General features: G+C 53.7%; 39 protein-coding genes. 21 read left to right on the plus strand and 18 right to left on the minus strand.

Going from position 1 to position 25,375, the window contains the following annotated elements; all coding sequences use genetic code 11:
- Window positions 1-122: 122 nt before the first annotated feature.
- Entirely contained in the window at window positions 123-923 is an 801-nt protein-coding gene (locus EPN93_17250) for an outer membrane lipoprotein-sorting protein (GenBank protein TAL31541.1), read from the minus strand.
- Between the two features lie 265 nt (window positions 924-1,188).
- Here EPN93_17250 and EPN93_17255 point away from each other — a divergent pair, with 265 nt between their 5' ends.
- The 5 genes from EPN93_17255 to EPN93_17275 all read left to right on the plus strand — a co-directional run bounded on the left by EPN93_17255 (window position 1,189) and on the right by EPN93_17275 (window position 4,414).
- Entirely contained in the window at window positions 1,189-2,667 is a 1,479-nt protein-coding gene (locus EPN93_17255; GenBank protein TAL31542.1) for a hypothetical protein, read from the plus strand.
- A 169-nt stretch (window positions 2,668-2,836) separates the two neighbouring features.
- Window positions 2,837-3,043 (plus strand): AbrB/MazE/SpoVT family DNA-binding domain-containing protein, encoded by a 207-nt coding sequence (locus tag EPN93_17260; GenBank protein TAL31543.1) that lies wholly within the window; start codon window positions 2,837-2,839, stop codon window positions 3,041-3,043.
- Complete coding sequence (locus EPN93_17265) at window positions 3,040-3,411, plus strand: type II toxin-antitoxin system VapC family toxin (protein TAL31544.1); 372 nt, start codon at window positions 3,040-3,042, stop codon at window positions 3,409-3,411. Before EPN93_17260 ends, EPN93_17265 begins: the two co-directional genes overlap by 4 nt.
- 170 nt (window positions 3,412-3,581) lie before the next feature.
- Window positions 3,582-3,995: a hypothetical protein gene (locus EPN93_17270; protein ID TAL31545.1), complete on the plus strand. Its 414-nt coding sequence runs from the start codon at window positions 3,582-3,584 to the stop codon at window positions 3,993-3,995.
- 92 nt (window positions 3,996-4,087) lie between these two features.
- Window positions 4,088-4,414 carry a hypothetical protein gene (locus tag EPN93_17275; GenBank protein TAL31546.1) on the plus strand — a complete coding sequence of 109 codons (327 nt, stop codon included), beginning with the start codon at window positions 4,088-4,090 and terminating at the stop codon, window positions 4,412-4,414.
- Between the two features lie 210 nt (window positions 4,415-4,624).
- On the opposite strand, the gene EPN93_17280 is transcribed toward EPN93_17275, so the two are convergent.
- From EPN93_17280 to EPN93_17345, 14 genes are read right to left on the minus strand one after another with little or no spacing between them, the layout of a single operon-like run.
- Window positions 4,625-5,068 (minus strand): hypothetical protein, encoded by a 444-nt coding sequence (locus EPN93_17280; GenBank protein ID TAL31547.1) that lies wholly within the window; start codon window positions 5,066-5,068, stop codon window positions 4,625-4,627.
- Window positions 5,046-5,753: a DUF2786 domain-containing protein gene (locus EPN93_17285; GenBank protein ID TAL31548.1), complete on the minus strand. Its 708-nt coding sequence runs from the start codon at window positions 5,751-5,753 to the stop codon at window positions 5,046-5,048. Before EPN93_17285 ends, EPN93_17280 begins: the two co-directional genes overlap by 23 nt.
- Entirely contained in the window at window positions 5,740-6,180 is a 441-nt protein-coding gene (locus EPN93_17290) for a group-specific protein (protein TAL31549.1), read from the minus strand. Before EPN93_17290 ends, EPN93_17285 begins: the two co-directional genes overlap by 14 nt.
- A complete protein-coding gene (locus tag EPN93_17295) occupies window positions 6,165-6,371 on the minus strand; it encodes a hypothetical protein (GenBank protein ID TAL31550.1) in 207 nt (68 codons plus the stop codon). The genes EPN93_17290 and EPN93_17295 overlap by 16 nt, the downstream gene beginning before the upstream one ends.
- Window positions 6,372-6,379: 8 nt before the next feature.
- On the minus strand, window positions 6,380-6,580 hold the full coding sequence (locus EPN93_17300; protein TAL31551.1) for a hypothetical protein: 201 nt from the start codon (window positions 6,578-6,580) through the stop codon (window positions 6,380-6,382).
- Window positions 6,581-6,625: 45 nt separating this feature from the next.
- Window positions 6,626-6,898, minus strand: a complete 273-nt coding sequence (locus tag EPN93_17305; GenBank protein TAL31552.1) for a hypothetical protein — start codon at window positions 6,896-6,898, stop codon at window positions 6,626-6,628.
- Between the two features lie 3 nt (window positions 6,899-6,901).
- The gene (locus tag EPN93_17310) at window positions 6,902-7,546 is read right to left on the minus strand and encodes a hypothetical protein (protein TAL31553.1); all 645 of its coding nucleotides are present in this window, start codon (window positions 7,544-7,546) and stop codon (window positions 6,902-6,904) included.
- Window positions 7,543-7,977 carry a DUF1018 domain-containing protein gene (locus EPN93_17315; GenBank protein TAL31554.1) on the minus strand — a complete coding sequence of 145 codons (435 nt, stop codon included), beginning with the start codon at window positions 7,975-7,977 and terminating at the stop codon, window positions 7,543-7,545. The genes EPN93_17310 and EPN93_17315 overlap by 4 nt, the downstream gene beginning before the upstream one ends.
- A complete protein-coding gene (locus tag EPN93_17320) occupies window positions 7,974-8,525 on the minus strand; it encodes a hypothetical protein (protein ID TAL31555.1) in 552 nt (183 codons plus the stop codon). Before EPN93_17320 ends, EPN93_17315 begins: the two co-directional genes overlap by 4 nt.
- A gap of 19 nt (window positions 8,526-8,544) precedes the next feature.
- Window positions 8,545-9,453, minus strand: coding sequence for an ATP-binding protein (locus tag EPN93_17325; GenBank protein ID TAL31556.1), 909 nt, complete (start codon window positions 9,451-9,453; stop codon window positions 8,545-8,547).
- A complete protein-coding gene (locus EPN93_17330) occupies window positions 9,450-11,105 on the minus strand; it encodes a transposase (GenBank protein ID TAL31557.1) in 1,656 nt (551 codons plus the stop codon). The genes EPN93_17325 and EPN93_17330 overlap by 4 nt, the downstream gene beginning before the upstream one ends.
- The gene (locus EPN93_17335; GenBank protein TAL31558.1) at window positions 11,102-11,962 is read right to left on the minus strand and encodes a hypothetical protein; all 861 of its coding nucleotides are present in this window, start codon (window positions 11,960-11,962) and stop codon (window positions 11,102-11,104) included. The genes EPN93_17330 and EPN93_17335 overlap by 4 nt, the downstream gene beginning before the upstream one ends.
- Complete coding sequence (locus EPN93_17340) at window positions 11,946-12,218, minus strand: hypothetical protein (protein ID TAL31559.1); 273 nt, start codon at window positions 12,216-12,218, stop codon at window positions 11,946-11,948. The genes EPN93_17335 and EPN93_17340 overlap by 17 nt, the downstream gene beginning before the upstream one ends.
- A complete protein-coding gene (locus EPN93_17345) occupies window positions 12,215-12,454 on the minus strand; it encodes a hypothetical protein (protein TAL31560.1) in 240 nt (79 codons plus the stop codon). The genes EPN93_17340 and EPN93_17345 overlap by 4 nt, the downstream gene beginning before the upstream one ends.
- Before the next feature lie 74 nt (window positions 12,455-12,528).
- On the opposite strand from EPN93_17345, the gene EPN93_17350 reads away from it, so the two are divergent.
- The gene (locus tag EPN93_17350) at window positions 12,529-12,984 is read left to right on the plus strand and encodes a hypothetical protein (GenBank protein ID TAL31561.1); all 456 of its coding nucleotides are present in this window, start codon (window positions 12,529-12,531) and stop codon (window positions 12,982-12,984) included.
- A 7-nt stretch (window positions 12,985-12,991) separates the two neighbouring features.
- Here the strand turns inward: EPN93_17350 and EPN93_17355 are convergent, their stop codons facing one another.
- From EPN93_17355 to EPN93_17365, 3 genes are all read right to left on the minus strand, one after another.
- Entirely contained in the window at window positions 12,992-13,201 is a 210-nt protein-coding gene (locus tag EPN93_17355) for a hypothetical protein (GenBank protein TAL31562.1), read from the minus strand.
- A gap of 253 nt (window positions 13,202-13,454) precedes the next feature.
- Window positions 13,455-13,640 (minus strand): hypothetical protein, encoded by a 186-nt coding sequence (locus EPN93_17360; GenBank protein ID TAL31563.1) that lies wholly within the window; start codon window positions 13,638-13,640, stop codon window positions 13,455-13,457.
- Window positions 13,641-13,650: 10 nt separating this feature from the next.
- A complete protein-coding gene (locus tag EPN93_17365; protein ID TAL31564.1) occupies window positions 13,651-13,938 on the minus strand; it encodes a hypothetical protein in 288 nt (95 codons plus the stop codon).
- Window positions 13,939-14,135: 197 nt separating this feature from the next.
- Here EPN93_17365 and EPN93_17370 point away from each other — a divergent pair, with 197 nt between their 5' ends.
- The 15 genes from EPN93_17370 to EPN93_17440 all read left to right on the plus strand — a co-directional run bounded on the left by EPN93_17370 (window position 14,136) and on the right by EPN93_17440 (window position 25,360).
- On the plus strand, window positions 14,136-14,654 hold the full coding sequence (locus tag EPN93_17370) for an XRE family transcriptional regulator (protein TAL31565.1): 519 nt from the start codon (window positions 14,136-14,138) through the stop codon (window positions 14,652-14,654).
- Window positions 14,655-14,790: 136 nt separating this feature from the next.
- Window positions 14,791-15,231, plus strand: a complete 441-nt coding sequence (locus EPN93_17375; GenBank protein ID TAL31566.1) for a hypothetical protein — start codon at window positions 14,791-14,793, stop codon at window positions 15,229-15,231.
- Entirely contained in the window at window positions 15,204-16,007 is an 804-nt protein-coding gene (locus EPN93_17380) for a hypothetical protein (GenBank protein ID TAL31567.1), read from the plus strand. The genes EPN93_17375 and EPN93_17380 overlap by 28 nt, the downstream gene beginning before the upstream one ends.
- Complete coding sequence (locus tag EPN93_17385) at window positions 15,967-16,959, plus strand: hypothetical protein (protein TAL31568.1); 993 nt, start codon at window positions 15,967-15,969, stop codon at window positions 16,957-16,959. Before EPN93_17380 ends, EPN93_17385 begins: the two co-directional genes overlap by 41 nt.
- 59 nt (window positions 16,960-17,018) lie before the next feature.
- On the plus strand, window positions 17,019-17,219 hold the full coding sequence (locus tag EPN93_17390) for a DNA-binding protein (protein ID TAL31569.1): 201 nt from the start codon (window positions 17,019-17,021) through the stop codon (window positions 17,217-17,219).
- A 235-nt stretch (window positions 17,220-17,454) separates the two neighbouring features.
- Window positions 17,455-17,718, plus strand: a complete 264-nt coding sequence (locus EPN93_17395) for a hypothetical protein (protein TAL31570.1) — start codon at window positions 17,455-17,457, stop codon at window positions 17,716-17,718.
- A 3-nt stretch (window positions 17,719-17,721) separates the two neighbouring features.
- Window positions 17,722-18,156, plus strand: coding sequence for a hypothetical protein (locus tag EPN93_17400; GenBank protein ID TAL31571.1), 435 nt, complete (start codon window positions 17,722-17,724; stop codon window positions 18,154-18,156).
- Window positions 18,157-18,693: a hypothetical protein gene (locus tag EPN93_17405; GenBank protein ID TAL31572.1), complete on the plus strand. Its 537-nt coding sequence runs from the start codon at window positions 18,157-18,159 to the stop codon at window positions 18,691-18,693. It abuts the gene before it with no gap.
- The gene (locus EPN93_17410; GenBank protein TAL31573.1) at window positions 18,683-20,299 is read left to right on the plus strand and encodes a terminase; all 1,617 of its coding nucleotides are present in this window, start codon (window positions 18,683-18,685) and stop codon (window positions 20,297-20,299) included. Before EPN93_17405 ends, EPN93_17410 begins: the two co-directional genes overlap by 11 nt.
- Window positions 20,300-20,303: 4 nt before the next feature.
- Window positions 20,304-21,689, plus strand: a complete 1,386-nt coding sequence (locus EPN93_17415) for a hypothetical protein (GenBank protein TAL31574.1) — start codon at window positions 20,304-20,306, stop codon at window positions 21,687-21,689.
- A 47-nt stretch (window positions 21,690-21,736) separates the two neighbouring features.
- Window positions 21,737-22,933, plus strand: a complete 1,197-nt coding sequence (locus tag EPN93_17420; GenBank protein TAL31575.1) for a hypothetical protein — start codon at window positions 21,737-21,739, stop codon at window positions 22,931-22,933.
- Window positions 22,930-23,265: a hypothetical protein gene (locus tag EPN93_17425; GenBank protein ID TAL31576.1), complete on the plus strand. Its 336-nt coding sequence runs from the start codon at window positions 22,930-22,932 to the stop codon at window positions 23,263-23,265. Before EPN93_17420 ends, EPN93_17425 begins: the two co-directional genes overlap by 4 nt.
- On the plus strand, window positions 23,249-23,494 hold the full coding sequence (locus EPN93_17430; protein ID TAL31577.1) for a hypothetical protein: 246 nt from the start codon (window positions 23,249-23,251) through the stop codon (window positions 23,492-23,494). The genes EPN93_17425 and EPN93_17430 overlap by 17 nt, the downstream gene beginning before the upstream one ends.
- Window positions 23,495-23,732: 238 nt before the next feature.
- A complete protein-coding gene (locus EPN93_17435) occupies window positions 23,733-24,971 on the plus strand; it encodes a hypothetical protein (GenBank protein ID TAL31578.1) in 1,239 nt (412 codons plus the stop codon).
- Window positions 24,972-24,982: 11 nt separating this feature from the next.
- A complete protein-coding gene (locus EPN93_17440) occupies window positions 24,983-25,360 on the plus strand; it encodes a hypothetical protein (protein TAL31579.1) in 378 nt (125 codons plus the stop codon).
- Window positions 25,361-25,375 lie beyond the last annotated feature (15 nt).

Raw genomic sequence — 25,375 nt, forward strand, 5'->3', positions numbered from 1 at the left:
AATGTATAAGAAATATACGGAGAAATTTGCGAAAAGTCACGAAATATTCATGCGGGGTTGTTTGATAAACGTCGTAGAGACGTCCCGCCGGGACGTCTCTACGACGTTTATCAAACCCCACGTTACCTGCTTAAATTTTCGAGGTACGCCTTCGTGAATATTTTCGGGTCGAGCAGGGCAAGTGAGATGCCCGAGAGCTCGACGATGGTCTTGTTGCCCTTCTCGAACTCGTCGATGTAGATGTGCTGGATGGGGATGTAGCGGCCCTCGACGACCGTGTATTTCGGGAAATAGGCAGTCTGCATGAGCGTGCCGGAGAGCGAATAGGACTGTGTTTTGAGCGTCAGGTAATCCTCCTTCTGGACCCAGTAGACCTGGCGCGGGTAGGTGACGTCATTCACCTTCGCGGTGAGCGCGAACTTGTAGACCGGTTTCTTTCCCAGCATCTCCTCGGTAATGATCTCGACCCCCGAGGCGTCGGTCTCGGGGCGGTAGAGGTCGGCGAGCTTTCTCTTCTCGAAGTCGCCGCCCTTGGCGTCTGTGCCCATGATGCTCTCGTCGCGGCTGATATGCTGGAAGGTGCGCGTGTTCTGGCGATACATCCAGAAATTGTCCCCGACCCGGAGGTAGCCGTTGCCCTTGTCCGCGTCCGGGGCCGTCATGATGATGAGGAACTCGTCGGACTTGTCCCGGCGGAAGTAGAGCGACTCGAACACCTTGATCCCCTGGCTCGCCTTGTTCTGGGTGATGGTCACCTTGACGGAGATATCGCCCACCTGCTCGTAGAGGTAATCGATCCGGTTGATCACGTCCGTGACGCGGGGGAGCGGGTACGCGGGCGTGCCGCCGATAATGACGTTCAGGATGAGGGTGATTACTGCAATGATTCGTGCCGGTTTCATAAAAGTACTCCTGGGGCTCATGGTGCGTCGATACGCGTACGCCGGGAAACCCTAGGCCGGGGGCGCCGAAAAGGCAAATACAATTTACCGGCTGCGCGTATGAAAACGGGCCCCGTGCCCGGGTAAAATCGAATTGACCGCACGCGGAGCGCATGCATCGTTGAAGCGACTTGATCCCCGGATTGCGCCGATCCCCTTTTTTCTAGTCCGGTAACAACTAACAGGATATATTTATTTGACGGGAGATATGCCGGCGGTCCCGAACACCTTAAAGGAACAGCATCTAATGGACGACGATTTCATACTCGATTTCGAAGAAAGCATGGAGGATCTTCTCAGGTCCGAAACCATGATGGAGGTCCCTGCCGAAGTGGTCAGGGAAAAACTCGCCTACATCATCGAGGTCGGTCTTCCCATACGGCATAAAAAGAAGGACGGGACATTCAGTTTCATACCGCCAAAGGAATTCGATTCCTACCTTAAAAACAAGGAGATGGTCTTCTACCTGGACGGCGACTCCTTCCAGCGCCTCAAGCGGGCGCAGATAATCCTTGAGCAGCCGATTGTCCCGGTACCCATAGAGGTGGAAGGCTCCCTGGCCGACGTACCCGTGTATCGGCCCCCCGAGCCCGATAAGGTCTTCGATACCGCGCTCAAGCTTGCCCGCGAGATGGACCTCATGGAGCGTATCCAGTCGCTCATGAACAACAATCACCGCCTGAAAACCCTCGCCGAGGAGGGCAAGCGGTTCGACGCCGGGACCATGGGTGAGACCGGGAATATTTTCGCGCAGTCCATGTGCGTGAACAAGGCGACCCTGGGGGAAAACCTGGACCGCACCGTCCCCAGGGCCCAGCTCCGCAAGATGGTGTCCGAGTCCTTTCTCCTGATCGACAACCTCATCAACCTCATGAGCAAGGGGAAGGCGAGCCATAAGGACCTCGCCCAGCTCCAGAACATCCAGACCAATTCCGTCACGCTGGACCACATGAACCGCATCCTCATCCGCTACATCTCGTTCCTGTTCTTCTACAACGGCTATTTCCAGAAGTACTCGAATGAGGTGAAGCGCTTTCGCGCCGAGTTCGGGAAGCGTTTCCACCCGCTCTACGACAAGATATTCCGCGGCTCGCAGCGGATTACGCTCGAGATCGCCTACAAGGGCGGCATCGCGCCGGTGCGCGACCGCATGGCCTTTATCGATTACGCCATGGGCGGGTTCATGCACGACGTGGGCAAGCTCCCCGAGGTCGACTACCACGACGGGAACGAGGGCTACGACCCGCGCAGGGCGCGCCGCCACGTGTTCGAGAGCTACAACATGCTCATCGAGTCCCAGGAGTTCAGCATAGGCGTCGTGTCCACGGGGCTGCTTCATCACGACTACTACGGCGCCCCCTACGGGTACCGCCAGCTCGCGACATTCAGGAGCCGGTTCGTCGAGCGCAGGGGGGAGCAGCGCGACACCTCTCCCACGAAGTACTGCATCTCCTACAATATAAACGACGTGGGGTTCGGGAGCGCGCTGTCGTATTTCCCGAATAAGATTCTTGAAATTATCGACGTCTACGACGCGATGACCGATCCCGGAAAGAAATACCGCAAGCCCATGACCCCCGACGAGGCCCTCGCCACGATCCGCCACGATTACATCGACGGCGAGTACCTGGGCGTGGACCCGATCCTCTTCAACATCTTCGCGGACTTCCTGAACGCGAGCGGCGTGGTGCTGGATCACGCGTTTATCGCGGGTATTAAAATCTAGTCCCTTCAATTCGCCCCCCTGACCCCCCGAAGGGGTGCGGGGGCATTTCCGTGATGCATCGCCTCAAGGGCCGTCATGGAGGGGGAATGCGGTTTATTTGAAATACGCTTGACCTACCTTTTTTGGATCGATAGAATAAACGTATTACGTTAGATGAGAGGTGTACACAATGCCCACGGTCACGGTTTCGACAAAATACCAGATCGTCATACCCAGGGAGATACGGGAAAGCCTCCATGTGAAGGCGGGCCAGAGATTCACCGCTATCCAGTACGGGGACAGGATAGAGCTCGTCCCGGTGAAGAGCGTGAAATCCATGCGAGGGTACGCCCGGGGCGTCGATACGGAAATCAAAAGGGATAAGGACCGTACATGAACCTGGTCGATTCATCGGGCTGGCTCGAGTATTTCGCCGACGGCAAAAACGCGGATTTTTTCGCGGCCCCCATCGAGGACATGAAAAACTGCATCATTTCATCGATTAACGTTTACGAGGTGTTTAAAAAACTACTGGAAGAGCGGGACGAACAGACCGCCCTGCAGATAATCGCGGTGATGCACCAGTGCCGCATTGAACCGGTCGACGCGCGCCTTGCGCTCCTGGGGGCGCAGATAAGCCGCGACCGAAAGCTCCCCATGGCTGACAGCCTCATCCTCGCTACGGCCCGGCAGCATAATGCGATCCTATGGACACAGGACACGCATTTTAAGGGAATTGAGGGCGTCCGGTATATTGGGAAGTAAAATCGGGCCGCCAGGCACCGGAACCTCATGGATCAGGATAGGTTGCGTCAGTGCTGCATCTTTCCGCTGAATAAGGGACTTTTTACAAATATCTTGACGCCGTGTTCGAATTTGATTTAATTAGTAAACTGTTCTAAAAGTCGTCCGGCGAATTCTTGAGTGTGAGGTTAATGGCCAGCCCTTCGAAAATCAGAAACGCGATACCCCTCGTTCTGATATCAATGTTCGCGATGCTCGTTGTCGCGGAAGCGGCGGGCGTTCGCGTACACCATGCCGACTCCGTCGAGATGGTCCGCGCATTGCCCGGAAATTCCGGCGCGGAGGGGGAAAGCTCCCCCTCCGGAAGGGATGGCTGTCGAAACGACGAAACGATCATCGAGCATGTTATCCATGACGCCGCGTTCAGCGTCCAGGTAAAAGCCCCCGATCAGCCGCGTGCCACCTCGTATGCGGAGGCACCGCTACGGTTTTCCGTAGCTATGTGGACGCAGCATAACCAGCTTTTTACCGTGAATTTCACACTCTCCCATAAGTTCATCGGACGCGATCATCACGATCGCGCACCACCCGTATCCACGTACTAGTTTTTATTGGAAATGCTTGTCGATAATGTGCGGGTAAATCCCGTGCACTATCTGCATTTCCAGTTCCCAGACAGGATTTAGGGAGGACTTGAATGAATCGAGCATTGTCACTGGTGTTGTTGTGTCTTGCAGTCGCGGTCATCTCATCGCCCGTGAGCGGCGGTGAAAACAGATCGGAGTATGATCCGGCCGAACTCGTCGACCTGGCCTTGAAGCGGTCCGAACTGCTGACCGCCTCGGAAAAGGACGTCGAATCGGAGAAATGGATGAAAGAGCAGGCGGGGACATGGCAGAATCCCGCCCTGGGCTTCTCGGCGGGGAATAAATCCTCGTCCGGAAAAAACGGCATCGGTTACGACATGATATCCCCGCCCACTATTAAGAATCAGAATACCCACATTATTTGCAACTGGAATTGACCGGAACGCGCCGGAATTCGCTGGAAAACCGGGGCAGAATCTCATATAATGACACTAGATTCCACGAATATAAGACGTAAGATGCAGGAACACAACGAGAAAATAGACGATTTTTTGAGCGCGCGCCCGGCGAAAAACGGCCTTGAGGACGCAAAATGGCTCTTAAAAAACGGCCATTCTGCGTTGAAAATAGCGCACTTGGCAGCTGTTTTACCATGACCATTGACCTATCACCTGGGCACCGAACGCATCACCGGAAATGAGCGGCCCCCCTCCAAATGAAACCCGCCCCCATCGATGTAAATATGAAATTCCGAGGATCGAATTAAACCGCTCGTTATACCATATCGATTGAATCGAGAATTGGAGGTTGTGAACCTGGTGAAGATAAGCATTCGCTTCCGGAATCATCTCTTTCGGGATCTCTGTGAAGATCGCGCCGGGACCTTCGGCTGTCGTATAAAATGAAAAATTCGTCCCCGACGATTTGAATGATGAGTGTTCAATTTTCTCTCCGGATATTTTGGTGACCTTGATGTTCTTGTCGGTCGAGGAATGCGATGGAAGCATGATGTAAAATGTTCCCGCGATCCCTGCGATCGCACCAATAATGAATACTACCAGGTACTTTTTAATAGTCAGCATGATTTTCAAACCGATGATTGGGATGTGACCGCCTGCTGTCGATCTGCATGTTCAAATTCACCCGCCGTCCATGGACGAGTCCCTTACGATACGCCTCCTGGCGCTCGATCTCAATTTGTGAAAGCTCTAATTTAAGCCCGGCGTCACTGAGGAAGTCATCAATCCTTTTCTTCTCGTTGTGATACAGCGAAACCACGAGGGCTTTGGATCTTGGATCGGTATTTTCCCGGTATTGTTCCTCAAGCTTTTCTGCAATCCCGGTGGAAATTCCAAGCTTGAAGGATTCCCGATAATGACTTTTAGCCTGGCGCGGACACTCTCGTGAATGGATTCTTTTTACCGCACCTTCAAGATAATCCCACATGGTAATTACTGATATGGTATTTACTTTGCGACCGACGACAATGAAGTAAGCTCCCCCATGATCTAAAATCGCCAGGCAAAGATTTACTTCCGCAAGTTTGGTAATAAGCAGTCGTCTCCATTTCTTTGATGCGCCGGAGACAAACATTCTGCCCAATCTTACGGGATCGGAATCATGGTCCTTGATCTGCTCAATTGAAAGGTTATACTGAAGTAGCAGTTCATTCGCCTTATTGAGCGCGGCCGCGGCCTCCGCCCGGTTAGGTGATTTCGACAGCGCGAGGAGCTTCCTGATTTTTTCTATAATCCCGGAAAGATCACGCGTTTGCATATACCCTCCGCACAATCCTCTTCGCTGCACGAAGAGCCGTAAAAGCAAGAGTGAGAATGTCGGGCTCGATGATCCGATCGAAGATCACGGGATGCCAGTAGAACACGCAGGTGTGGCCGTCGCGGTGATAATCCTCCTGGTCAAGGGCGAGGATCACGACCGGCTTCTCATACGCGATCGCGGCACCGAGTTCCGCATGGGTGCCGCGTTCACCGGGGAGAAGCAGGAATACCACGTCGGCGTCGCGCACGCCTTGGATCTCGTTGAGCGATACGGAGACCAGGCGCTTTTTGTCGTCCACGAGCCCATGAGCCGTCCAGTCATAGGTCTGGTCCCATCCCTGATACGTGAGGTATTGAGCGATCTTCCTTACGTTCTCTGAATTCTCAAGGTGACTGGCTATGTAGAATTTCATCGCCCCTCCCATCCTATTCTTTTTGATGTCGCAGAATGTTCGGAATTTGTAACTTTGCTCCGTTTTTCGGCCATGACTTGACTGTAATAATTCCCAATCTCTCCCTGAAACATCGGATGTCCGGCAGGGGCATTTCGCCAAAGAGCGAGCATGGATTCATAGTCCATGCTGTCGATTTTATTTTTCATTGAATCATCAATCATAAATCCTCTCAATCTTCCTCTATATTGGTTTGGCTCATCAATAGCGAATCCATCATCCGGTTCATTTCAGCGATTGATTTATAATCGCCGACTTTATACCAGCTTAGATTCTCTCCGCGACATTCCTTTATTAACTTTCTCAGTTCATCCCTTCTGAATATACGGAATCCCGCGTTGAGAAGTTTGCGCCTATCGATCATTGTGAGCATCTCTCGCCTCCTTAAACCTTTTCATTGGTTCACCCCCTGATCCTTTTATCGATGAGCGCTTGCCAGTTGCGCGTGAGCTCGTTTTTCCTTGGTCGGTGCAAGAGCAGAAGCAGAATGCCCACAACGAGGAACAAGAAAGAGATGGGTAAGAGCTGTAGAATCATAAACTCCCTCCATAAGGTCGAGAATGTAGTCCGCGAGAATGATCTCCTGGATCGCGGCGATCGTGCGCGAGGAAAGAGGCTTTTCGCCGGGCGGGTTATTCCGGCGCTGAGCATCACCATTCGTATTCAAGGTCACTATATTGGCATGGCTCATGGCTTAGCCTCTCACGAAGAAGTGCGCCCATTTCTTTGAATGGTCGCCGTATTCCCTGGTTAAAAAATTGAAGTCCGCTACCGGGAAGTAGACATTGTTTCCATCCGGGTTCTGATATTTAGAGAAGTAATTACCATACGGGTCATCGATGATAATCTTGATGACCCGTGGGAGATCGATATCCCCGGGTTCCTGGCATGCGTCCACGTCGTCCTGTTCGGAAGTGAATCCGACAACGGTGACGATGTGGCCGTAGCTGGTAAAACGTCCGCAGACATTGACCGCGCATTGCGCGGCCGCGATGTTGAAGAGAATCTCCTGAATCGAGGCATCAACCCGGAAGATATCTGCCGTGCGCCCCACAAGTCTGTTCACTCCCCAGGCGAGCATGTCGTGTACGTGCCGGGGATGATAGCCCTGCGTTACCGCCCATGGGTATTCCTTGCGCATCTTCTCCCAGGATTCGGGAGATTCCATGAACCGAGTCAGGTGTTCTTCGGGCTGCATACCAAAGGGATAGTTAAATCGGATGCCGCTCGAGAGGAGCGCGTTGATCGACGCGGTGGTATTGCAGGTACCGTGCGGATCGGTCGGATTGTCCCGCTGAGTCTGATATTCCTTATCCTTGGAAATGTTGATCGTTTTCACTTCTGGTCCTCCTTGAGTTTGCGTTTTAAGATGCCTTTCTGAATCTCGATGAGCTTAATGGCGTCATCGGAAGTCAGCAGCCGGTAAGGCTTCTTGAATTGACGACGGCAGAATCGATCCATTGTTTCGGCTTCGAATTTTCCGTATGCCTGGATGGACATGGCGACAATCTTTCCCCGCTGCTCGGGAGTCATGAGGTTATGAATGTTATCTCCATGGACGAGATGATTATGCCGCGTCCCCTGGCGGGCGCTCCATTTTCGAAGCTCTCCCTTGAGGGTCTGAATAAGCAGCCCGGCCTCGGAATCGTTCATATCGCTCAAATGCTCTTTGCCGCAGACCGAGTGCTGGATGGTATGACGTGCGAGCTCATCCAGACCCAGCCTGGTGCAAAGGTAAAAAATATGCCGCCTGTTCTGCGCCGAGATCATGCCGACTTGGCCTTCTGCAAATCGATGTTCACGGCGTCGATATCGGTCTCGTAGAAGAAGGTGTCCTCGGCGATCCGCGTAATCCCGAACTTAGCCAGGATGTCGTCCGAAAACTTGCGGAGCTTCGTCTTCTGAATCTTTGGCTCGCGCACGATCGCGTCATCAATACCGAGCTTCCTGGCCAGGTTCTTTTTGCTGATCTCGATCGCCTCGATGGTTTTCGCTTCATCTTCAATATTGATCGAAGTGCTTCTGCGATACCCGAACGAGCCGAAAGTCACAGCGAGCGAGCGCCGGGCGTTCTTTTCTTCCGGGAAAAGGTCGTCCTTGTTCGCCTCGGCGTACGGCACCAGGAGCGCCTCGAGCTTTTCGATCCGCTCACGATACGGGCGGCCGTCCTGCTCGGCGCGCGCCTGGATGAGCTTGATATCCTCGGCAGCGGGAGTATCGATCTTCGCGAGCTCCAGCTGACAGAGTGCTATGTCACGCAGCACCTCGTTCGCGTCCTCGATGCTCGCGACCTTTGCGACTTCGGGTTTTTGCCTCATCTATTATCCTCCTTGTGGTTTATAGTGCCTTGCTAATGGGGCCGATGGATTTATGGACGTACCGGCTCATGAGGTCGTCCAGCCTGTCGTTGTTCCCCTTGTAATTACCTTTCTCGTATTGATGCACGGTAGCCGGGGATATCTTCTCGCCGGTGGTCTCCTCGATTTCCTTCGCCTTGCGCCGGTAACTTTTATCCATCGCGGCAAGGGCTTCCCTGATAGCCAGGGAGAAGTAATCGTTCACCATCTCCTCGGTGATTTTCTTCTGATCGAGATCAGAGCGCATCTCGTCGAGTTCTTCATAGGCAGTGATAACCGCGAGCGGTGTTTTCTTGGTACGCTTGAGGAACGTATCCAGAGCCTTTTCCGTGAACAGAGCGTGGTTCTCGATGAAGAGCGCTTTCTCCTTAGCGGTTAAATCGCTCATCTGAAGGCGCTTGAAACGCGGCCGGAGCTCGTCGTCGGCGATCCTGTCCTTGAGCGAGGGCTGTCCGAAGAGGATGATGGAGAAGAGCCGATCCTTCATTCCGAAGCCGAGCTCATGCAGCTTCTTGAGTCCCCTGAGCGTGCTCTTGTGTAGATCCTGCGCCTCGTCGATCGCGAGGATAATATCGGACCCCGAATCTCCGAGGATGCGTCTGAGCTGCCGGCGTCGTGCTTCGGAATCATGGCGGGGACCTTCACCCGAGATGTCCTGGATGATGGCGCTCATAATCTGCGTGATGTTGCGCACGCCCTCTGACATGGGCGTCACGTCGATGATGGCGTAGGAACCCTTCTTTTCCTCGAGGGCTCCAATCACCTGGCGCTTGATGTGGGTCTTGCCGCTTCCCTTTTCGCCGATCACGGCGCCGATCCCCTTGCGGCCGATCGTGTCCCGGATGAATCGTTCGGCGGAAAGAAAATTCATCGTCTTTACATTGGTCATAAAGCTCGCACCTCCCGTACGGTATCTGTAATGATCTCCAGTATTTCGGAGAATCTTTCGGGCGGCACTTCGCCGTCCATTTCTATCATGGCGCCGAAAAGCATGGTGATCTTCTCGGCGGTATCATGCGGCAGCGTGTTCTTTGAAAATCCGGTCGAGCGATACACCCGCAGCCAGGCGCTTTCGACTGTCGCGATGACCGGCACGTCCAGGGGCGTCGATACATCCACCGCGGCGCCCTTACGGTCGAAGAGCACAATGTTCTCCGGCAGCGTCTCAGCAAAATGCTCGGGCTTTATGACACCCCGCAAGCGCTTGCCTTCGATCTTTATTGAATCCAGCGCGCGATCGTACACGGTCTTCTCGATTCCCTTGTACTCGCCCATCATCCGCTGCTGGTGCGCCGTCCCCTTGAGCTCATAGGTGTTCCCGTGCTTGTCCACCGCCTTCATGATGCCGTCCAGGAGCGTGTAGATCGCGACGCGCTGGTCGTTCAGCATGCGGGATACGTAGTATTCCTGGCCCTCAATGGACACGCGGCCACGTACGTCGACCTTGCGTTCGATCATGGTATAGCCGAGCCGCCCGCGCAGGGTTTCGTCGAACTCCCGGAGCAGCCCGGGGGTCTTGTGGATCTCCATCCACTTCGTGAAGTACCCCTTCTTTATGTTGTCCGCCGTGATCATCTTCTGGGTGATCTCTCGGTAGCGCTCAATGGAGTCGGGCCTTTCGAAGGCGAAGCAGCGTTCGATCGTGTTTTTATAATGCCCGATCCTGGACTCGACCCGCCCCTTTGCGCGGGGATTGCCTGGAATGTGGGACCATATCTTTATTCCAAGGGGCTCGAAGATGTCCTTTAACTGCTGAGAATGCAGAGCGCTGCCTCTGTCGCAGTAGATGTTCTGAGGTATTCCCCTGAACGGATTCTGCGGATCGGACTTCGCACTCATGGCGTCCATGAGAAAGTTCATCACCAGGTAATTCGATTCTCCCGGCGATACATAGGCGTTCACCCAATAGGCGCTGGAGAAGAGGTCGACCACGCAGCCGATAAAAACCTTTCGGTATCCTTTCTTGGTGAGGAGCTCCTCGCGGTGATTCTTGTCGGTGAGGATCCCGGTTGTGTCCATGACGAGCTTGTCGCTCCGGGAAAGGTAGAATATTTCCGAGACGGAGAAGTCGAGGAACATCCATTTGTTCGGTTCGTCGGTCGCGAGTTCCACGCCGGTGGAGGCGAGATAGTTCCTGATCTGCCTGTAGGTGAATCCGTGCCAGTCGAGCCAGCGGTTCATCGTGGACGTCGGGATCCCATAGCGAATCTCCCCGGCATTGAAGAGCGCCCGCACGCAGCTCGCGGTGTCAGCTGTCTTTCCGTTCTTGGTGGCCGCCGCCATCTTCATCGCCGACACCCGCGACGCCGCGAGCGCGCATTCTTCCGCCGTCATGTCTTTATAGCGCGGCTTTCGGCGATCCTTGCGGTACGCGTCGGCGCGTCCGTTCCCATTCGGAATCTCCTTGAAAGCCCGATAGAAGGTGGAGGGATGGACGCCGATCCCCGAGGCGAGCTCGTCCACGTAGTCCCCGCGCTCCTTATGCGAGAGCTTTTTCCAGTGCTCGTAGTAGGTATAAATTTCGATGAGGGAAAGTTTCATCTGCGCGCTCCCGCTATCGCCTTGACGCCGTCGCGATACGGCCCGAGCATGCCGCCGTGGACGGACTCCAGGTCCAGGAGGTGCCTCGCCGTGACGATGGCGAATCCCTCGATGTCGGCCAGGACGTCTTTGTTGGCGTCGTCTATCGTGATCTGCGCGAGGCGCATGAATGCCGCGTGAATGTTCGCCTGGGCTTCCATGACCTTGGAGCGGGCTTCCCTGGTGCGCGAGATGCGCTTGTGGAATTCCTTCTCCTCGACGGGGAAATTGAGCATCTTGTTCACGTCGGTGAGCTCGTTCTTGAGCGCGTTTACTTCGGATTCGTGCTCTTCTTTGAGCTCCTCGAAATTGGTTTTTAGCTTCGAGTGCTTGAGCTTCTCGGCGCGTAGCGCTTTCTCCACCTCCTTGACTTTGACCGCGCCGATCTCGTCTACCGTGATCTGGCTTCCATCCGCGAGCGTGAGGACCTTGTTGTCGAGTATCTCCTTCTTCTGGTCCTCGGTGAGCCGGGAAATCATGTCGAGCCGTGAGACCCCCAGGTGCGCGAATTCCGCGAGCCGCCCGCCGAAGGTTTTGCCGATGCGCTCGATCTGCTGTACCGTCGAGAGCGACATTCCAAAGCAAACCCTGGCGGCGTCCTCCCTCGTGAGCCCCAGGTACAGATACAACTTGTCGCCGAAAAACTCGTTGATGAGTTCGGTCATCAGGAGCAGTTCGTTCTGCACCCTTGCGATGATTCCCAGGGCCCTGCCGATTTTCTCCGGATCGCCGGGGAGCGTCTCCCCCGTGTCGTCGTCGATTATCTTTTCCGGGAGCTCGAAGCCCAGCTTCTTTACCAGCTCATTTTGCAGCGCCATAGATCTTCTCCTGTTCCTTGGTTATCTCGAGCCGCGCGAACGCCGACTGATATCTCGCCCCCGTTTCCAGAACAAGCCGCGAGAGCATATAGCCGCCGTTCACGCGTGTGACGATCTTCTTCCGCGTGAGGTACCGGAGATTCCGGTACGCCGTGGATAACGGCACCCCGGCTTTTTGCGCGAGCTCCTCGGCCTTCCAGGGACTCACCCTGTCGGCGCCCGTGAGCATGTGATACAGCAATGAAAGCGCCGTCATATCTCGACCCTCGCGGTGCCGTGGGGGCGGTCCTTTTCGGGGGAGAGCTTGCTGATTACGCGGCCGTAAGGGTCCACCATGTAGACGTCGTTTCCCTCGACCTTGATGAAAGCGTATTGCGCGACGGGCGGGATGCGGAAGGGTTTGTCATTGACGAGTACCCTGCCGTTCTGGACCGGCTTGTAGTAGAGACCGTTTTTTACATTGAGGCTTTCAGACGCATGAGCTGTTCCCATGATACCTCCTGTGCCCCGCTGGTTTGGCGGAGGATAGTGATTGACGGGTTAATCGCATGTAGTAATGTGAACGTATGAGGTACAAAATAACGAAGACTGGAAGGATCGAGATCACCCGCGTGAAATCATACACGCGACGGCTGAATGAAATATTCGATCTCGTTGAAACCGCCTCCGGTGAATCCGGTAAATTCGCGAATGCGCTCATCAATCCAGCCACCGTGCGAATCCGATTCTTGAAAGGCAGACATCGTGCTTTCGACGCAGTGCTTTTGTATAAGAATTGGGTACCTATGCTGGTATGGGAAAACGTTTCAGGGGCAAGTATTGGGACGCTATTCAGCTCAATGTCTGTGGATAGCTTTGACACAAAGTCCCGTGAACGGGACTTTCTTTTAATGCTTGTCATCGGCTCGGAAATATTTTGTCTGTTGTCTTTAAAAAGCGAAGCGGCCGTTATGACTGCGGCGCTTGACGTAAAACCATCATTCCGGTTCCACTGGCACCCCAAGTACAACTTGACCAGATAAACACTCATCACGCGGAAATCTCCGTTCCGGTGTTCTTCTCCAGGAAGAAATCCAGCTTGCGGAGAATATTCTCCTCCACGTATCCGCCGTTGAAGTATATCTCCAGTTCGAGAACGTCCTTGACGGCATCGAGAATCTGCTCTTCCGTGAGGTCCTCGTGGAAACGTTTATACATGCTGATGAGTTCGTCGTGAACGCGTACGGTAACCTCTCTCATCTCCCCTCCTATAGCCCCACCGCTTTCGCGGGGATATTTTTCAGCTTCGCCTTTAGCGTTTTCTTCAGAATCTTCTGCTCATTGATGGACCCGTCCGCGCCACATTCATATCCAGGCGTGCAATTGCCAGGCGCAGTCTCGTCGGGACCGCCGCAGGGGATTACTTTATCTCGCCGGCACGAGCATCCGTACCCGTCATAGAGGCCGTCGTATCCATGTTCCAACAAGTAGGCGTGCACAATGTCTCTGACGTTCATCGGTGGTACTCGCTCAATTCGGATTCGATGTAATCGGTGACGTGCGGATAGTCGTAGAACTGTACGCCGCAATACCCAGGGCGGTAATACACCACCTTCCCGATCCCCCGCGTCTGTTTGTTTGGGCGGTATTTCCCCGGGCGAACCTGCACTTCAAATCCAAGACCAAGCTCTTCCTTCATCACCATCCCCCTACAGCCCCACTGCTTTCGCGGGGATCCCGAACCGCTTGTTCACCTCTTCCGCGATGGCCTTTATATCAGGCGTCATTTCGGCTTTGCCTTCCGTGTTCCAGGCGGTTCGGATTTCTTCGATGGGCATCTCGAACGCGGCTTCCAGAGCTGATTCGATACGCCGAGAGGTCTTAACTCCCCTGATTACCTCGTAAGTAGTGGTGCTGCTTACGCCTAATTCATTTGCAATTCGGATGAGCGAGAACTTCTTTCTCATCATCAGAATTTTCAAATTTGTTCTTGTCATTTTGCCCTCCTATTGTAGGCTTAAAGCTGTAATCCTTGAGGCTTAAAGAGGGCGTAGATTCTGAACCCGTTTTAAGCCTATGAGCGTAAAGCCATTGGCTTAACGCTTTAACCACAATAGTATGAATATCATACCGTGTCAACAAAAATAATATGATATTCATACTATTGGTTCGAAATTCATACTCCGGATGCTAAGTGAAAGATCGATTTAAAAATTTGATCAATGCCTTGGGTATGTCCAATACCGATTTGGCAGCAGAGCTGAGACTCACGAAAGGGTCTATCTCTGATATTTTATATGGGCGGGTTAAACAGGTTTCCGGGCCGGTCGTTGAGCTGCTTAAAATAAAATTTAATGTAAACCCGGACTGGCTCCTTACCGGCGAAGGGGACATGTTCCTTCCTGGAAAAGGCCAGGCTTCACCCGCCCAGCAGCCCCCCCACATCATCAACCACAACGGAACCGACTACGGGGTAATCGACGGAAGCGCGGATAACTTCCCGGAGATCACGCGGATCGAGCAGATCGCGCGCACCGGCTGGTTCCGGGAACTTTCCACGGATAAGAAATTTATCATAGCCGCGATTGACGAGATTACGGACACGGAGTACCTGCGTGACCTCAAAGGAGCGCTCTCTTTTAAGGTCCAGGGAGACAGAATGAAAAAGGAGCATCCCGAGAAACCACTCCGTCAAAAGGGGGAAACTGGTTAACGGGTGGCCTACACGATTCGCTATTATCGGTTTCGGCATGTTGAGTAGGCTTATTGTATTACAATTCATATAATGGTCCCAACCTCAAATTGCGGATAACGTCTGAAGCGTAACCATAAAAACACCTGGAGGCGTGATGAAAGGCGGGAAGACCAATGCGAGAGAAAAAGAACTCATTCGGCGAGCAATCATCCTTCGGAAAAGCTATAATTTCTGGGGACAAGCATTAGTAACAAAATACTTGCGTCATTTAAAAACGATTGTCGACGATGTTATTATCAGCGCTAACCAGTCTGAAATTGAAAGTCGGATTTATTCCTGGATCGAAATAGGAGATCCCCGGCTTGAGGTATTCAATAAAGTAAACCAACAGGCTGAAGCGGAAAAAGCAAGAACCGCCCAGATAATGTCAATACCAGCCGGTGTGCGATCAAAAATTGAGAGGGTGATAAGAGTTATAGAAGAGATACCATATGATCCAGTCGGAGCTGGTCCATGGGGAGATCCTAAAATCGTATATGTAAAACGCAATGAGTCCATTGTGGAGATTTGGTTAGGGAAAAATCGGAAAAGATAGGCCATGCAAAAATCGATATCACCGACAGGCATGATGAAATAATCGAAGCGCTACGTGAAATGGTGAGCCCCGATTCCGAGGAAATGACGTATATCCGTAAATTATCGATTGAGTATGCTGCCGTGTCCAGGATCGTGAATATCGTTTGGTACGATCTCTCACGACAAACGATCACGGTTTCGACCGATCAGCCCAAGTTGATCGATCCCGACGACGATGACAAAATGGAAGTCCGCCCGGAAGAGAGGCTGCCGGGGATTCTTATAAACGCATTTAAAAAAAGCGGAATTGATTTTAGCGATGACGAAATAGCAGAAATTCAGTCACATAAAAAAATCAATCGAGAGACCCTCCGCAACGTAGTAGCCAGGGAGAATGCCGACACGCTTCTAATTCCGATGAAGATTGAATTTAAACTTGAAGCTGGCGATCTTTCGGAAGTGGCTATTGATAAATTCGACAAACTCACTCCCCCCAGGCTCAAGCCGGTGGTTAAAAGCTATCATTCTGACCATAGTACATTCGAAGGTTTCCTTGCGGCCAATCCTGACTTTGACGCGTTTAATAATGGGAAGGTCATAAAAGCGGTCCTGAACATGGAGAACATTCAAACGATCGGCCGTGGTTTCATCATTTTTTTATTCAATGCCGATAATGAACTTGAATCGGCACGCATAGTTTGTAATATATCCACAGGTTCAGTCCGAGTGATGGTGGAGAAAGGAAGCAATATTCATGAAAGAGTATATCAAGAACTGGATTCGATTTTTTCATGACTCCAAAGACAACCCGGATAACCTTTATGCTCTCTTTGAATATATAAGCCACTTTAATGCAGGGGCGTTCCTGACTTTTAACGATGTAAAGAACAATATCCGTGGCGGAGATATTCCCGTCGCTAGCATCATTAAATCCTTAATATCAACCGGTCTGTTATCCGAAGATTCGAAATGTCCCGATTGTGGATCGTCGTTCGATTTTCCATACGAAAATCCGATACCCGATGTTTTGGAGTGCAGCCACTGCCACTCCGACATTCCCGTGAAAAGAATTTCCTTTTTACAAGTTACCGATCAGGCATCGTATAAATCACTCATCGTCAAAAAGCTCGAGGACGAATCCTACGAATTGAACGCCGAGCTACTGTCCCAGATCGGCAGGTCGCAGGAATATTTGATATTCGTTATTTCAGACATCGAAGGCAGCGAGCTTCTTCAAAAGTCCGACAACGAAATTTACAACGCGCACCTCGGCTACCTGTGGCAAATGTGGCCACGCTTGTTCCGATTTAGCAGCAGGGTATATCTTCCTATTCTTGCGCGCGGTGATGCGGTATCCGCTGTTTTCTCTGATATGAATGACGCCATATCGGTCATTCTACGAATACCGGAGGAGCTGAAGAAACGGGAATCGCTGCGCTTGAAGATATATGTTGAGCTGATTCCTTTTTCCGCGCATGACAGAAAAGGTTTTCAGCGAAGTCTCGACCGGCGCTGGGATTTGAACACGCCAGCGGTTACCGATACATTCAGGATCTCAGGTGGGATAAAGCCAAAAAACTGGGAGAATGCACCTCCACATTGTGTGAAACTTGTGTTTCTCAATAATGCCATGTCCTCTGTAAAAGGGGACCAGCGCTTTTCTAATTTCATAGCAGAAAAGTACTCATTTAAAAGCAAGCATGAAGTAATTACTTATGAAGGTCAATTCCTTGCTGGTGTCCTTTAAATGATTACCCTCCCTTTTCGACTTGACATTTAGTCAAGATATTTCATACCATCAAATGCATGCATGAAAAGGACGACCTCCTGCGCCCCGTCGAGGTTGCGGTCAAGCTGAAGATCAGCTCCCGCACCCTGGCGAATTACCGGCGAATCGGCCGGATCAAGTTCTACCAGCTCTCCCAGCGCACCTTCCGGTATCACCCCTTGGACGTCGAGCTTTTCATTGAATCGACCCGCCAAGAGTCTCAGCTCTCTCTTTTTTAAAAAAGATCGGAAATAACGGAATCAACGGAAATAACGGAAAGTACGACCTTGCGTCCTTTCCCGCCCTTCCGTACTGTCCAATCACTATATTGGTTATGGCTCGCGCCGTTCGTTCATATGGGCGGCACTTTTTTTGAAACCCATTTAAGGATCTGGATAGGATCAGACTTGCGAAGCCGGATCACCCAGATGTCACAGTCGGGTGATCCGGCAGGGTTTAATCATGAGGGTGCGCATGGAGCTTATCAAGGACGCTTCGGGAGCGGTTGTAGCCGCCGGGGGGATGCTCGCCTCGGTAATCGGGTTCTACTTCTGGGTGCGGTATAAGATTAGGCGGCACGACGAAAAATTGAAGGACCACGAGACGCGGTTATGCACGGTCGAAGGAAACGCGTCGAAAACCGACCGCAAGCTCAATATCATGCACCGGAACCTCGTGAAGCTCATGGAGCACCAGAAGGTCGAGCCCGTGAAAGACCTTTTTGAAAACGAGAGGTAATGTATGAGAACGCGAATCAAGACGCAGCCGAAACCCGACACGAAGACCATGATGAAGGAGGCGGCGGCGCTTCCGGTCTTCAACGAAAAGCCGAAACCGGGACGGATTCGTCCTTTCTATTTTTGGACAGCGAAGGGAGGCGCGTTTTCGAAACGCGGGTTCTTCTTCTCGCTCTTCGCCTTCATCGCGATCCTGTATATCGTCATCTGCGCGAGCGGCCTGATCACCTTTAGCGACGGCCTGGGCGCGTTCATCCTGGGATGCAATGCCGCGTTCGGTCTCAACTACTTCAAGAACGAGGCGAACAAACGGGAAATGTTTCCCTGGTCCCCTGATTTCAGCCAACCGCTGGGGAGTGATATCCGACCCTCCCAGCCCTGGAACACCTCTGCGGCGGCTTCGCGGCCCGCGGCTAAACACCCCAGGGCGGTGTCGTAGATGTACGACGCGATGACCATCTCCCAGGCGTTCATGCTCTACTGCCAGGGGCATTCGTTCCGGAAAATTGCGGAGATGCTCAAGTCGCATCCGGGGTGCGAGACGCTCACCCATGGGACGGTAAAGGGCTGGGCGGAGAAGAAGGATGAGACGGGGCTCACCTGGGAGGATCGTCGCCGGGATTACACCGCGCTCATGCGCGCGGGGGAGAAACAGGCGGTCGTGCGTACACAGGAACAGGTCATAGAAGAGACGAGCAGCATCCTCAATGAGATCATCGATGAGATACGCTCCGGGGATCTGGAGTTTAAAACGAAGGACGCGGCCGTGTATGCCTTAAAGGCACTCTCAGAATGGCAGCAGAAGATCGTCGACAAGGGGAAGCGCGTCACGGTCGAGGAACAAATGGACATCCTCTTCGAGGTGATGTACGAGATCACCGAAGTTTCGCAGGTTCTTTTAAAACACCAGGAGGCCATCCTCCGCAAGTTCCAGGAGCGCACGGCCGAGCGGCTCAGGGAGAAGAATGGACGATAGCGTATTCGAGATCGCCTCGAAGGCGTTCCAGAAGCGCTTCGTAACCGCCGACTTCCTGGAATGGTGCCAGCGCTACATCCGCATTCCGATTCGGGGGGCGCTTGTCCCGTTCTCGCTCGAAGGCCATGAGTACATGCGGGAGATTTTCGCGCTGGGCGAGGTTCCGCGCCTCACCTTCCAGAAGGCGGCGCAGATGATCATCTCCACATACTGCCTGCTGCGCTCGCTCTATCTCATGGACCGATACGCCATGAAGGTGGTGTATTACTTCCCGACCGATGAAGACGTCCAGGACTTCTCGCAGGATCGGTGCAACACGATCATCGACAACTCGGATCACCTTTCCGAAAAGATGCGCTACGACCGCGCCGACAACCTGGGCCTCAAGCAGATGGGTAACTCGTCGCTCTACTTCCGCGGCGTATGGACGAAGCGGAAGGTCAAGAGCATAGACGCCGATATGCTGGTGAAAGATGAGATCGACGAAGCGGACCAAGAAAACCTGATCTTTGCCGAGGACCGTCTCCTTCATTCGCACTTCGGATGGATTCTTGAGCTCTCGCAGCCCTCGCGCCCGGACTACGGCATCAACCGGAGTTTCAAGGCGTCGGACCAGCGTTACTGGCATGTAAAGTGTCCGGCCTGCGGGCGCTGGAACAACGTGGTCGAGAGCTTTCCCAGGAACCTCATGCATAAGGGAAAGGGAGAGAAGCTCACGGCCTGGGTCGGCTGCACCCATTGCAGGCGGAAACTCGATACGACGCGCGGCGTCTGGGTGCCCAAGTATCCGGATCGCTCAAAGGAGCATGTCGGGTTTTTACCGAGCCAGTTGTTCTCGAGCACGGTGACGCCCACGTTCATCTATAACAAACTCCTGAAAGCGGTGTTGTCGAGCGAGAAGAAGAACCTCTGGATATCGATCGTAGGGGTGCCTTATAGGGATTCGGAGATGTGTCCCTTTACATCGGAGTTCGTCACCGAGGCCGAAGGAAAGCATGGCTTCGAGAAGCGCGCGCACTCGAGTTTCATGGGGATCGACGTGGGCGACGTGTGCCACGTGAGCGTCTGGGGGTGGACGGGGGCGAGGCTCAGGCTCATTCACTGCGAGGAGGTCCTCGCCGATGATGAGGCGCGGTTCCATCACTTGATCGAGACATTCAACAGCTTCTTCGTGATCGACGCCATGCCTTACAAGAATCTCTCGAAGCGGCTGTGCCTGAAGTATCCCGGATGGGGAGCCATGCAGTACTTCAAAGGCGCAGCGCTCACCGAGAAGACTGAGGGCGATGACGAATACGAGGTGCCGGTCGTGATGCACGATCGCACCGAATCGATAGACGAAATGGCGGGACTTTTCAAAGAGGGTTTTTTCGAATTCCCGAATCCGAAACTGCTTAAGCCCGGAGAGAGCGAAGTGTACGAGCGCTTCACCGGGCAGCTGAAGAATCTGGAGAAGGAGAAGGTACCCGATAAGCATGGCTATGAACAGGCGGTCTACAAGAAAAAAGTGGCAAACCATTTCGGCATGTCAATGAACTCGGCGTTCATCGCGTTCAGGATCGGCAAAGGGCATTTCGTCCCGTCGGTGGACCCGATTTTCGGATAAGGATATGAAGGTACGGGATATTACACGATACATCATGCAAAGCGTCTTCGGCAGCGATCCGCGGGTGACGCTCGCCCTGGATGGTGAGCGCGCGGAGCGCGGCTCGTTTCTCGCGGATCTCCACGGCTACACCCAATTGGGGGGAATTTACCCAGGATACCAGTTCGAGTTTATCGATATCCTTTCCTGGCTTGCTATCTTTAATCATGATGTGAGCCAGGTGGTGAAGAAGATCGTTTCGCTCGGCAATGTGGGGCATAGCCTGGAGATAACCGGGAGCGAACTCGCCACACAGGCGGCGCTGAACGAGCTGAACCTCCTCGCGCGCGAGGCCTTCCCCAACAACGCCGGGGCGGACGGATTCATCAATCAGCAATTCAGGCAGATCATCGTGAAGGGTGCGCTCTGCCAGGAGACCGTTCCGTCTTTGGGACTGAATGAGGTGGAGGAAGTGTACCAGGTGAAGACCTCCACGATACGATTCAAATTTGAGGACAACCGGTACGTGCCGTATCAGCAGGCGGGATTAAAGCAGATCAAACTTAACACGGAGACCTTCAGCTATATTCCCCTCTTTACCGAGGAGGACAATCCTTACGCAATTCCTCCTTTCCTTTCGGCTCTTAGGATGATTATGCGCCAGGACAAGCAATGGGCAGGGATCGATGAGTTCACCGCGCTCTGGGGGATACTCGGATTTACGCACATGACGGTTGAGCTCAAGCCGAAGCTCGGTGAGGCGGAGAACGAATTCCGGGAGCGCGCCAGGAAGGAGCTTGAGCGCTACTACGAGATGTATCAGAAGAATATGAAGCGCGGCCTCGCGATCACGGGACCGAACGTCACCCTGGAACATAAAGCGATCTCGAAAAATGCGGGGCAGATGAAGGACGTCATGGAGCTCACACACCAGGCGCTCACCTCTGGATTGAATATGGACCCGGCGCTCATGGGATACGCGTACTCGACGACCGAGACGTACGCCACGGTGTGCTATCAGACGCTCCTGGGAGAGATTGCGAATATCCGGCGCATCGTGAAGCGGGCGAACGAGCATACGTACAATCTGGACCTGGTGCTCAAGCGGATCCCGGCGACGTGCTCCATGAGCTTCGATCCCGCGCCCTCGCTCAATCAGAAGGATGAGCAGGAGGCCAAGAAGATCGGTCAGGGGATGGTAATCGAGCGAATGGACAAGAAGATTATCTCCCCCGACGAGGCTGCGCGCGAATTGGGATATGAAAAGGCGTACGGCGAAAGCGCTGAAAGCGCACCGGCACAATTCGTTAAATTTCGCTTTGACCGGTCCAAGGGCAGATATGTGTTCACTCGTCCGAGCGTGAATGTAGAACTGGCGAAAAAAAAAACGGAGATGATTACGAGCGGATAACCGAGCTCGAAGAAGGGTATTTTTCCGCGTTCTTTGAAATCTATCGTGTGAAGTACGGGGAGTTTCTCTCCGGTTTCGAGGTCTTCATCGACCAGGATAACCTGGTCGACAAGATCATGGACTATGCCGCGCTAAAGATGGGACAGGAGCTCCCCGCGGACGCGCGTACGGTGATCGAGAAATGGACGGGAGCATCGTACAAGCTCGGGCTCGGCCAGGACTGGAGCGATGCGAAGTGGAAGGTGACCGACCGCAATGCCCTGGCTTTCTTCCGCCGGCACGACCAGTATTTCTTCGGCAACCAGTTTCAGCATTATTCCGACGATCTCCGGACGGTTGTTGAAAACGAGCTCAAGGGAGTGCGCGCGTACAACAAGGAGGTGGTGGATCGGCTTCGCGAAAAGATGGGCGAGGCATTCGAGCATCCTTACGTCAAAGACTATTACGACCTGGTGGTGCGTAACGCCGTCAACAAGAGCCGGAACTTCGGGCGGGTGTTTAACTATGAACGCTTGGGAATTGCCGAGGTGGAGATCGTCGCGATCCGGGACCAGAAGACGAGCCGGATATGCCGTGAGATGGACGGCCGCAGGGTTGAGGTGAAATTCCTGGCCGACCACGTACGGGAGGTTCTCTCGACTCCCATGAATGAGCTCACGGAGAAATTCGCATGGCCGACCGACGCGGACGCGAAAAGCTACGAGGGTCTTTCGACCGCCGATATCCTGGGACACATCAAGACACCGCTTCCGCCGTTTCACGGCCGCTGCAGGACGACCACGGTGATCGGCAAGCGGATAACGGTGCGGAAATCTACGGGAGGAAGTTTCAGCGGCGAGCTTGCGTACGATGACAAGAATGAGGCTGCGCGCACGCGCGCGGGAATGCTGGGCACCCTCCGGAATGACGAGCTGCTCTCGAAGATGGACGGACTCGCAAAGACCGGTTACTGGGACAATAAGCCTCATGAATGGCCGGACGGCACAGAACGGATGAGCCGGGAATTTCACGAAGAGAAGCACGGGCATGAATTCAAGGAAGGGTATGACACGGCGCTTAAAAATTTGTTGAAAAGTTACAGCAATGTTTATACCTATCTTCAAGGAGAGGCACCGGTCTGGATCGTGCGCGAGGCGGCGACAAAAAAATATTTGCTCCTTAATGACGCGGGAAAGATACTCACTTTCCATAGACAGGATAGAGTGCGCAGACGGATTCTGGAGACGGCGGTAGAAATATTATGAAAGGGTACGGCTTACCGAAAGAAACGTACATTGAGCTCCTTACCGACAGGATCGAGTACTTCGGACGACAGCTCCCGGATGAGGATTTCCAGATCATGGATATGCGGTATGCCTATGATGAGGAAGGGTACGAGGTTACTGGCGAGCTCGTCACGCTCGATGAAAAGATAATCCGGATCGCGAAGGAGCTCGGCGCGATTGAAAGCGATAATGGTGAGGAGCACTGGATATGGAACCTGGACGCGGTTGCGCGCGGAGCGTACCCGATAGAGAAACTCCCCACCCATGTGCGGGATCTCGCGAAGGAGCTTTACTATGACCGAGCAGCTTAAGCTCATCGAGATCAACGAGATAAAGAACATCCGCGTGACATGCAGGCGATGTTCCGCCGCCCTGAAGATGGCGGTCGAAGATTTCAAAGCGATCGACAAATGCCCCCGCTGCGGCGAAGAATACGGGAGGTTGCGGGACATGTTCATCGATTTGAAGAACATGCTGAAGAACAGGGACGCGAATGACAAGTTTGTGGTACAGATCGAATTGGATGAGGACGCACGCTAAAGCCTTTTTCGGGGGGTGATCCACGATTCCGGGATCGATGTAGCATAAACGGTATTTAAACAGTTTTAAACGCCTTCCGTGCGGTCTGGAGGGCGGGAATTAGAGACTCACAGACGCACCACACATAGAACGTCAATAACCGATATAGCCGAAGCATGAAAACACGGATTTCCGTCGTTTCCATGCCCGGAGATATCGGTTTTTTTGTGCCCTGGACAGGCAGGAGGAGAAGACGGGGATGGATGAAAGGCTGAGAAAACGATTCGAGGAATTGCGGAGCCAGGGATTAGTGATCGACGAGCATCGCGGCGTCGCATCGCTCACGCTTCACAGCCGCATGCGTTTCGCGGAAAAGGGCGTTGGGGCGGAGGGAACGGACGCAACGCTCAGCCTCGATGAAGATGAGAAATATCTCTACGCGCCTTTTCGCGCGCTCACCGCGACGGTCATCCGTGATCGGGCGATCGATTTCTCCGATGCCGCGATGCTTAAAAAATCGGCAAAGATGCTCCTGGGGCAAACGGTCTACGCTAATCACACCCAGGACGTGACGGCCTGGCTCGGCGTAGTTGCGAAGACCTGGTGGGACGATGGCGGCACGATTCCTCCCGGCGTGAACGCGACGCTCAAGATCAGCAAGGAGTGGAACCTGAAGATCGTCGCCGGGATCAAGGAGGAAGCGATCCACAGCGCCAGCGTCGAGGTGTACTTCGAGTGGAAAAAGTCTCACCCGGATCTCGAGGATTTCTGGTTTCACTTCGGGGAGGAGATCGACGGGAAGCTGGTGTGCGTCATCGCGACGGCAATCATATCGTACGGCGAGATATCACTTGTGTGGCAGGGGGCCGATATCTACGCCAAGCGATTGAGTTTACAGGCGGCAACGGGCGGAAGGGACGGAGTGTCCGCGTCCGGGAAGGCGAAAGGCACGGAAGACATTACAGGAGGTGCAAGCTACATGAAGCTTACACGACAGGCAGTTCTACTCTTTGGGCTCATGCCCTCGATTTACGGGTTCGCGGGCTCCGCGCAGGAGATCGAGCTCGATGAGGCCATGCAGGCGAAGTTCATCGATGACGCGAAAAAGAAATACGCCGAGCTCTCCGAGACAAGCGCAGCGCAGCGCGCGCTGCTCACGACGCTTTTCGGGGAGACCCCGGCGGATACGACCGCTGCCGAGAATCTGAAAAGCCGCGCGGCAATGGGAGACGCACACCTCGCCGAGGTCCGGGAAGATGCGCTCAAGTTCGCGAAGCTCGCGGAAGGAAGCGAAAAACTCACCGAGGCACTGGGAAAGACGATTGCGGGTGCAAGCCTTGAGGACGCGGTGAAGTTCCGCGACGAGTACCGCGCGAAGGCCGAAGAGAAGTTTCCGCCCCGCTGTACCAAATGCGGGGAGAAGTTCTCCAGGGCAAGCGGGCATAAAATTACCGCTCCGGCGGAGCGGGAGATAGATCCCGACGACTACATTCTGTAAGGAGGTGATCCATGGGTTTCGAAAACAGTTTTGACGGCATAAAAGACAACGCCACCTGGAAGCTCGCGGCGGGCATCGCGCGCGGCACGGATGAAGGAAAGGTGGTTAAGTTCTCGGCGGCCAAGACCGTCGCCAAGTGCGCGGCGGAGGACAAGATTCTGGGCGTGCTCGAAACGATCGATCACGACAACGCATATGGAGTGGTCGGGCAGAGAGGATACAAGACTGTGAGCTACAGCGGCACAGCCCCGACGGCAGGGCTCGAGACCGAGCTTGTGGCAAATGCCTCGGGCGGGGTGAAAACTCCGGCGACTCCCGGGACCGGCATTAAGTACCTGGTGGTGGAGGTTGACACCACCGCGACCACCCTGGTGCTCTTCCTGGGATAAGAGAAAAAAGATCGG

This window comes from Spirochaetota bacterium (genome assembly GCA_004297825.1).
Taxonomy (GTDB): Bacteria; Spirochaetota; UBA4802; order UBA4802; family UBA5368; genus FW300-bin19.

Coding starts and splice junctions, on each gene's coding strand:
- EPN93_17355 (TAL31562.1), bottom strand. CDS start 13,201: ATGAGAGAGGTTACCGTACGCGTTCACGACGAACTCATCAGCATGTAT.
- EPN93_17320 (TAL31555.1), bottom strand. CDS start 8,525: ATGAGGCAAAAACCCGAAGTCGCAAAGGTCGCGAGCATCGAGGACGCG.
- EPN93_17335 (TAL31558.1), bottom strand. CDS start 11,962: ATGGCGCTGCAAAATGAGCTGGTAAAGAAGCTGGGCTTCGAGCTCCCG.
- EPN93_17275 (TAL31546.1), top strand. CDS start 4,088: ATGAATCGAGCATTGTCACTGGTGTTGTTGTGTCTTGCAGTCGCGGTC.
- EPN93_17365 (TAL31564.1), bottom strand. CDS start 13,938: ATGACAAGAACAAATTTGAAAATTCTGATGATGAGAAAGAAGTTCTCG.
- EPN93_17430 (TAL31577.1), top strand. CDS start 23,249: ATGACCGAGCAGCTTAAGCTCATCGAGATCAACGAGATAAAGAACATC.
- EPN93_17255 (TAL31542.1), top strand. CDS start 1,189: ATGGACGACGATTTCATACTCGATTTCGAAGAAAGCATGGAGGATCTT.
- EPN93_17400 (TAL31571.1), top strand. CDS start 17,722: ATGAGAACGCGAATCAAGACGCAGCCGAAACCCGACACGAAGACCATG.
- EPN93_17350 (TAL31561.1), top strand. CDS start 12,529: ATGAGGTACAAAATAACGAAGACTGGAAGGATCGAGATCACCCGCGTG.
- EPN93_17395 (TAL31570.1), top strand. CDS start 17,455: ATGGAGCTTATCAAGGACGCTTCGGGAGCGGTTGTAGCCGCCGGGGGG.
- EPN93_17290 (TAL31549.1), bottom strand. CDS start 6,180: ATGGGAGGGGCGATGAAATTCTACATAGCCAGTCACCTTGAGAATTCA.
- EPN93_17360 (TAL31563.1), bottom strand. CDS start 13,640: ATGAAGGAAGAGCTTGGTCTTGGATTTGAAGTGCAGGTTCGCCCGGGG.
- EPN93_17385 (TAL31568.1), top strand. CDS start 15,967: ATGAAAGAGTATATCAAGAACTGGATTCGATTTTTTCATGACTCCAAA.
- EPN93_17315 (TAL31554.1), bottom strand. CDS start 7,977: ATGATCTCGGCGCAGAACAGGCGGCATATTTTTTACCTTTGCACCAGG.
- EPN93_17415 (TAL31574.1), top strand. CDS start 20,304: ATGAAGGTACGGGATATTACACGATACATCATGCAAAGCGTCTTCGGC.
- EPN93_17390 (TAL31569.1), top strand. CDS start 17,019: ATGCATGAAAAGGACGACCTCCTGCGCCCCGTCGAGGTTGCGGTCAAG.
- EPN93_17300 (TAL31551.1), bottom strand. CDS start 6,580: ATGCTCACAATGATCGATAGGCGCAAACTTCTCAACGCGGGATTCCGT.
- EPN93_17305 (TAL31552.1), bottom strand. CDS start 6,898: ATGAGCCATGCCAATATAGTGACCTTGAATACGAATGGTGATGCTCAG.
- EPN93_17260 (TAL31543.1), top strand. CDS start 2,837: ATGCCCACGGTCACGGTTTCGACAAAATACCAGATCGTCATACCCAGG.
- EPN93_17345 (TAL31560.1), bottom strand. CDS start 12,454: ATGGGAACAGCTCATGCGTCTGAAAGCCTCAATGTAAAAAACGGTCTC.
- EPN93_17405 (TAL31572.1), top strand. CDS start 18,157: ATGTACGACGCGATGACCATCTCCCAGGCGTTCATGCTCTACTGCCAG.
- EPN93_17295 (TAL31550.1), bottom strand. CDS start 6,371: ATGATTGATGATTCAATGAAAAATAAAATCGACAGCATGGACTATGAA.
- EPN93_17340 (TAL31559.1), bottom strand. CDS start 12,218: ATGACGGCGCTTTCATTGCTGTATCACATGCTCACGGGCGCCGACAGG.
- EPN93_17250 (TAL31541.1), bottom strand. CDS start 923: ATGAGCCCCAGGAGTACTTTTATGAAACCGGCACGAATCATTGCAGTA.
- EPN93_17325 (TAL31556.1), bottom strand. CDS start 9,453: ATGACCAATGTAAAGACGATGAATTTTCTTTCCGCCGAACGATTCATC.
- EPN93_17265 (TAL31544.1), top strand. CDS start 3,040: ATGAACCTGGTCGATTCATCGGGCTGGCTCGAGTATTTCGCCGACGGC.
- EPN93_17425 (TAL31576.1), top strand. CDS start 22,930: ATGAAAGGGTACGGCTTACCGAAAGAAACGTACATTGAGCTCCTTACC.
- EPN93_17410 (TAL31573.1), top strand. CDS start 18,683: ATGGACGATAGCGTATTCGAGATCGCCTCGAAGGCGTTCCAGAAGCGC.
- EPN93_17440 (TAL31579.1), top strand. CDS start 24,983: ATGGGTTTCGAAAACAGTTTTGACGGCATAAAAGACAACGCCACCTGG.
- EPN93_17285 (TAL31548.1), bottom strand. CDS start 5,753: ATGCAAACGCGTGATCTTTCCGGGATTATAGAAAAAATCAGGAAGCTC.
- EPN93_17435 (TAL31578.1), top strand. CDS start 23,733: ATGGATGAAAGGCTGAGAAAACGATTCGAGGAATTGCGGAGCCAGGGA.
- EPN93_17330 (TAL31557.1), bottom strand. CDS start 11,105: ATGAAACTTTCCCTCATCGAAATTTATACCTACTACGAGCACTGGAAA.
- EPN93_17270 (TAL31545.1), top strand. CDS start 3,582: ATGGCCAGCCCTTCGAAAATCAGAAACGCGATACCCCTCGTTCTGATA.
- EPN93_17375 (TAL31566.1), top strand. CDS start 14,791: ATGAAAGGCGGGAAGACCAATGCGAGAGAAAAAGAACTCATTCGGCGA.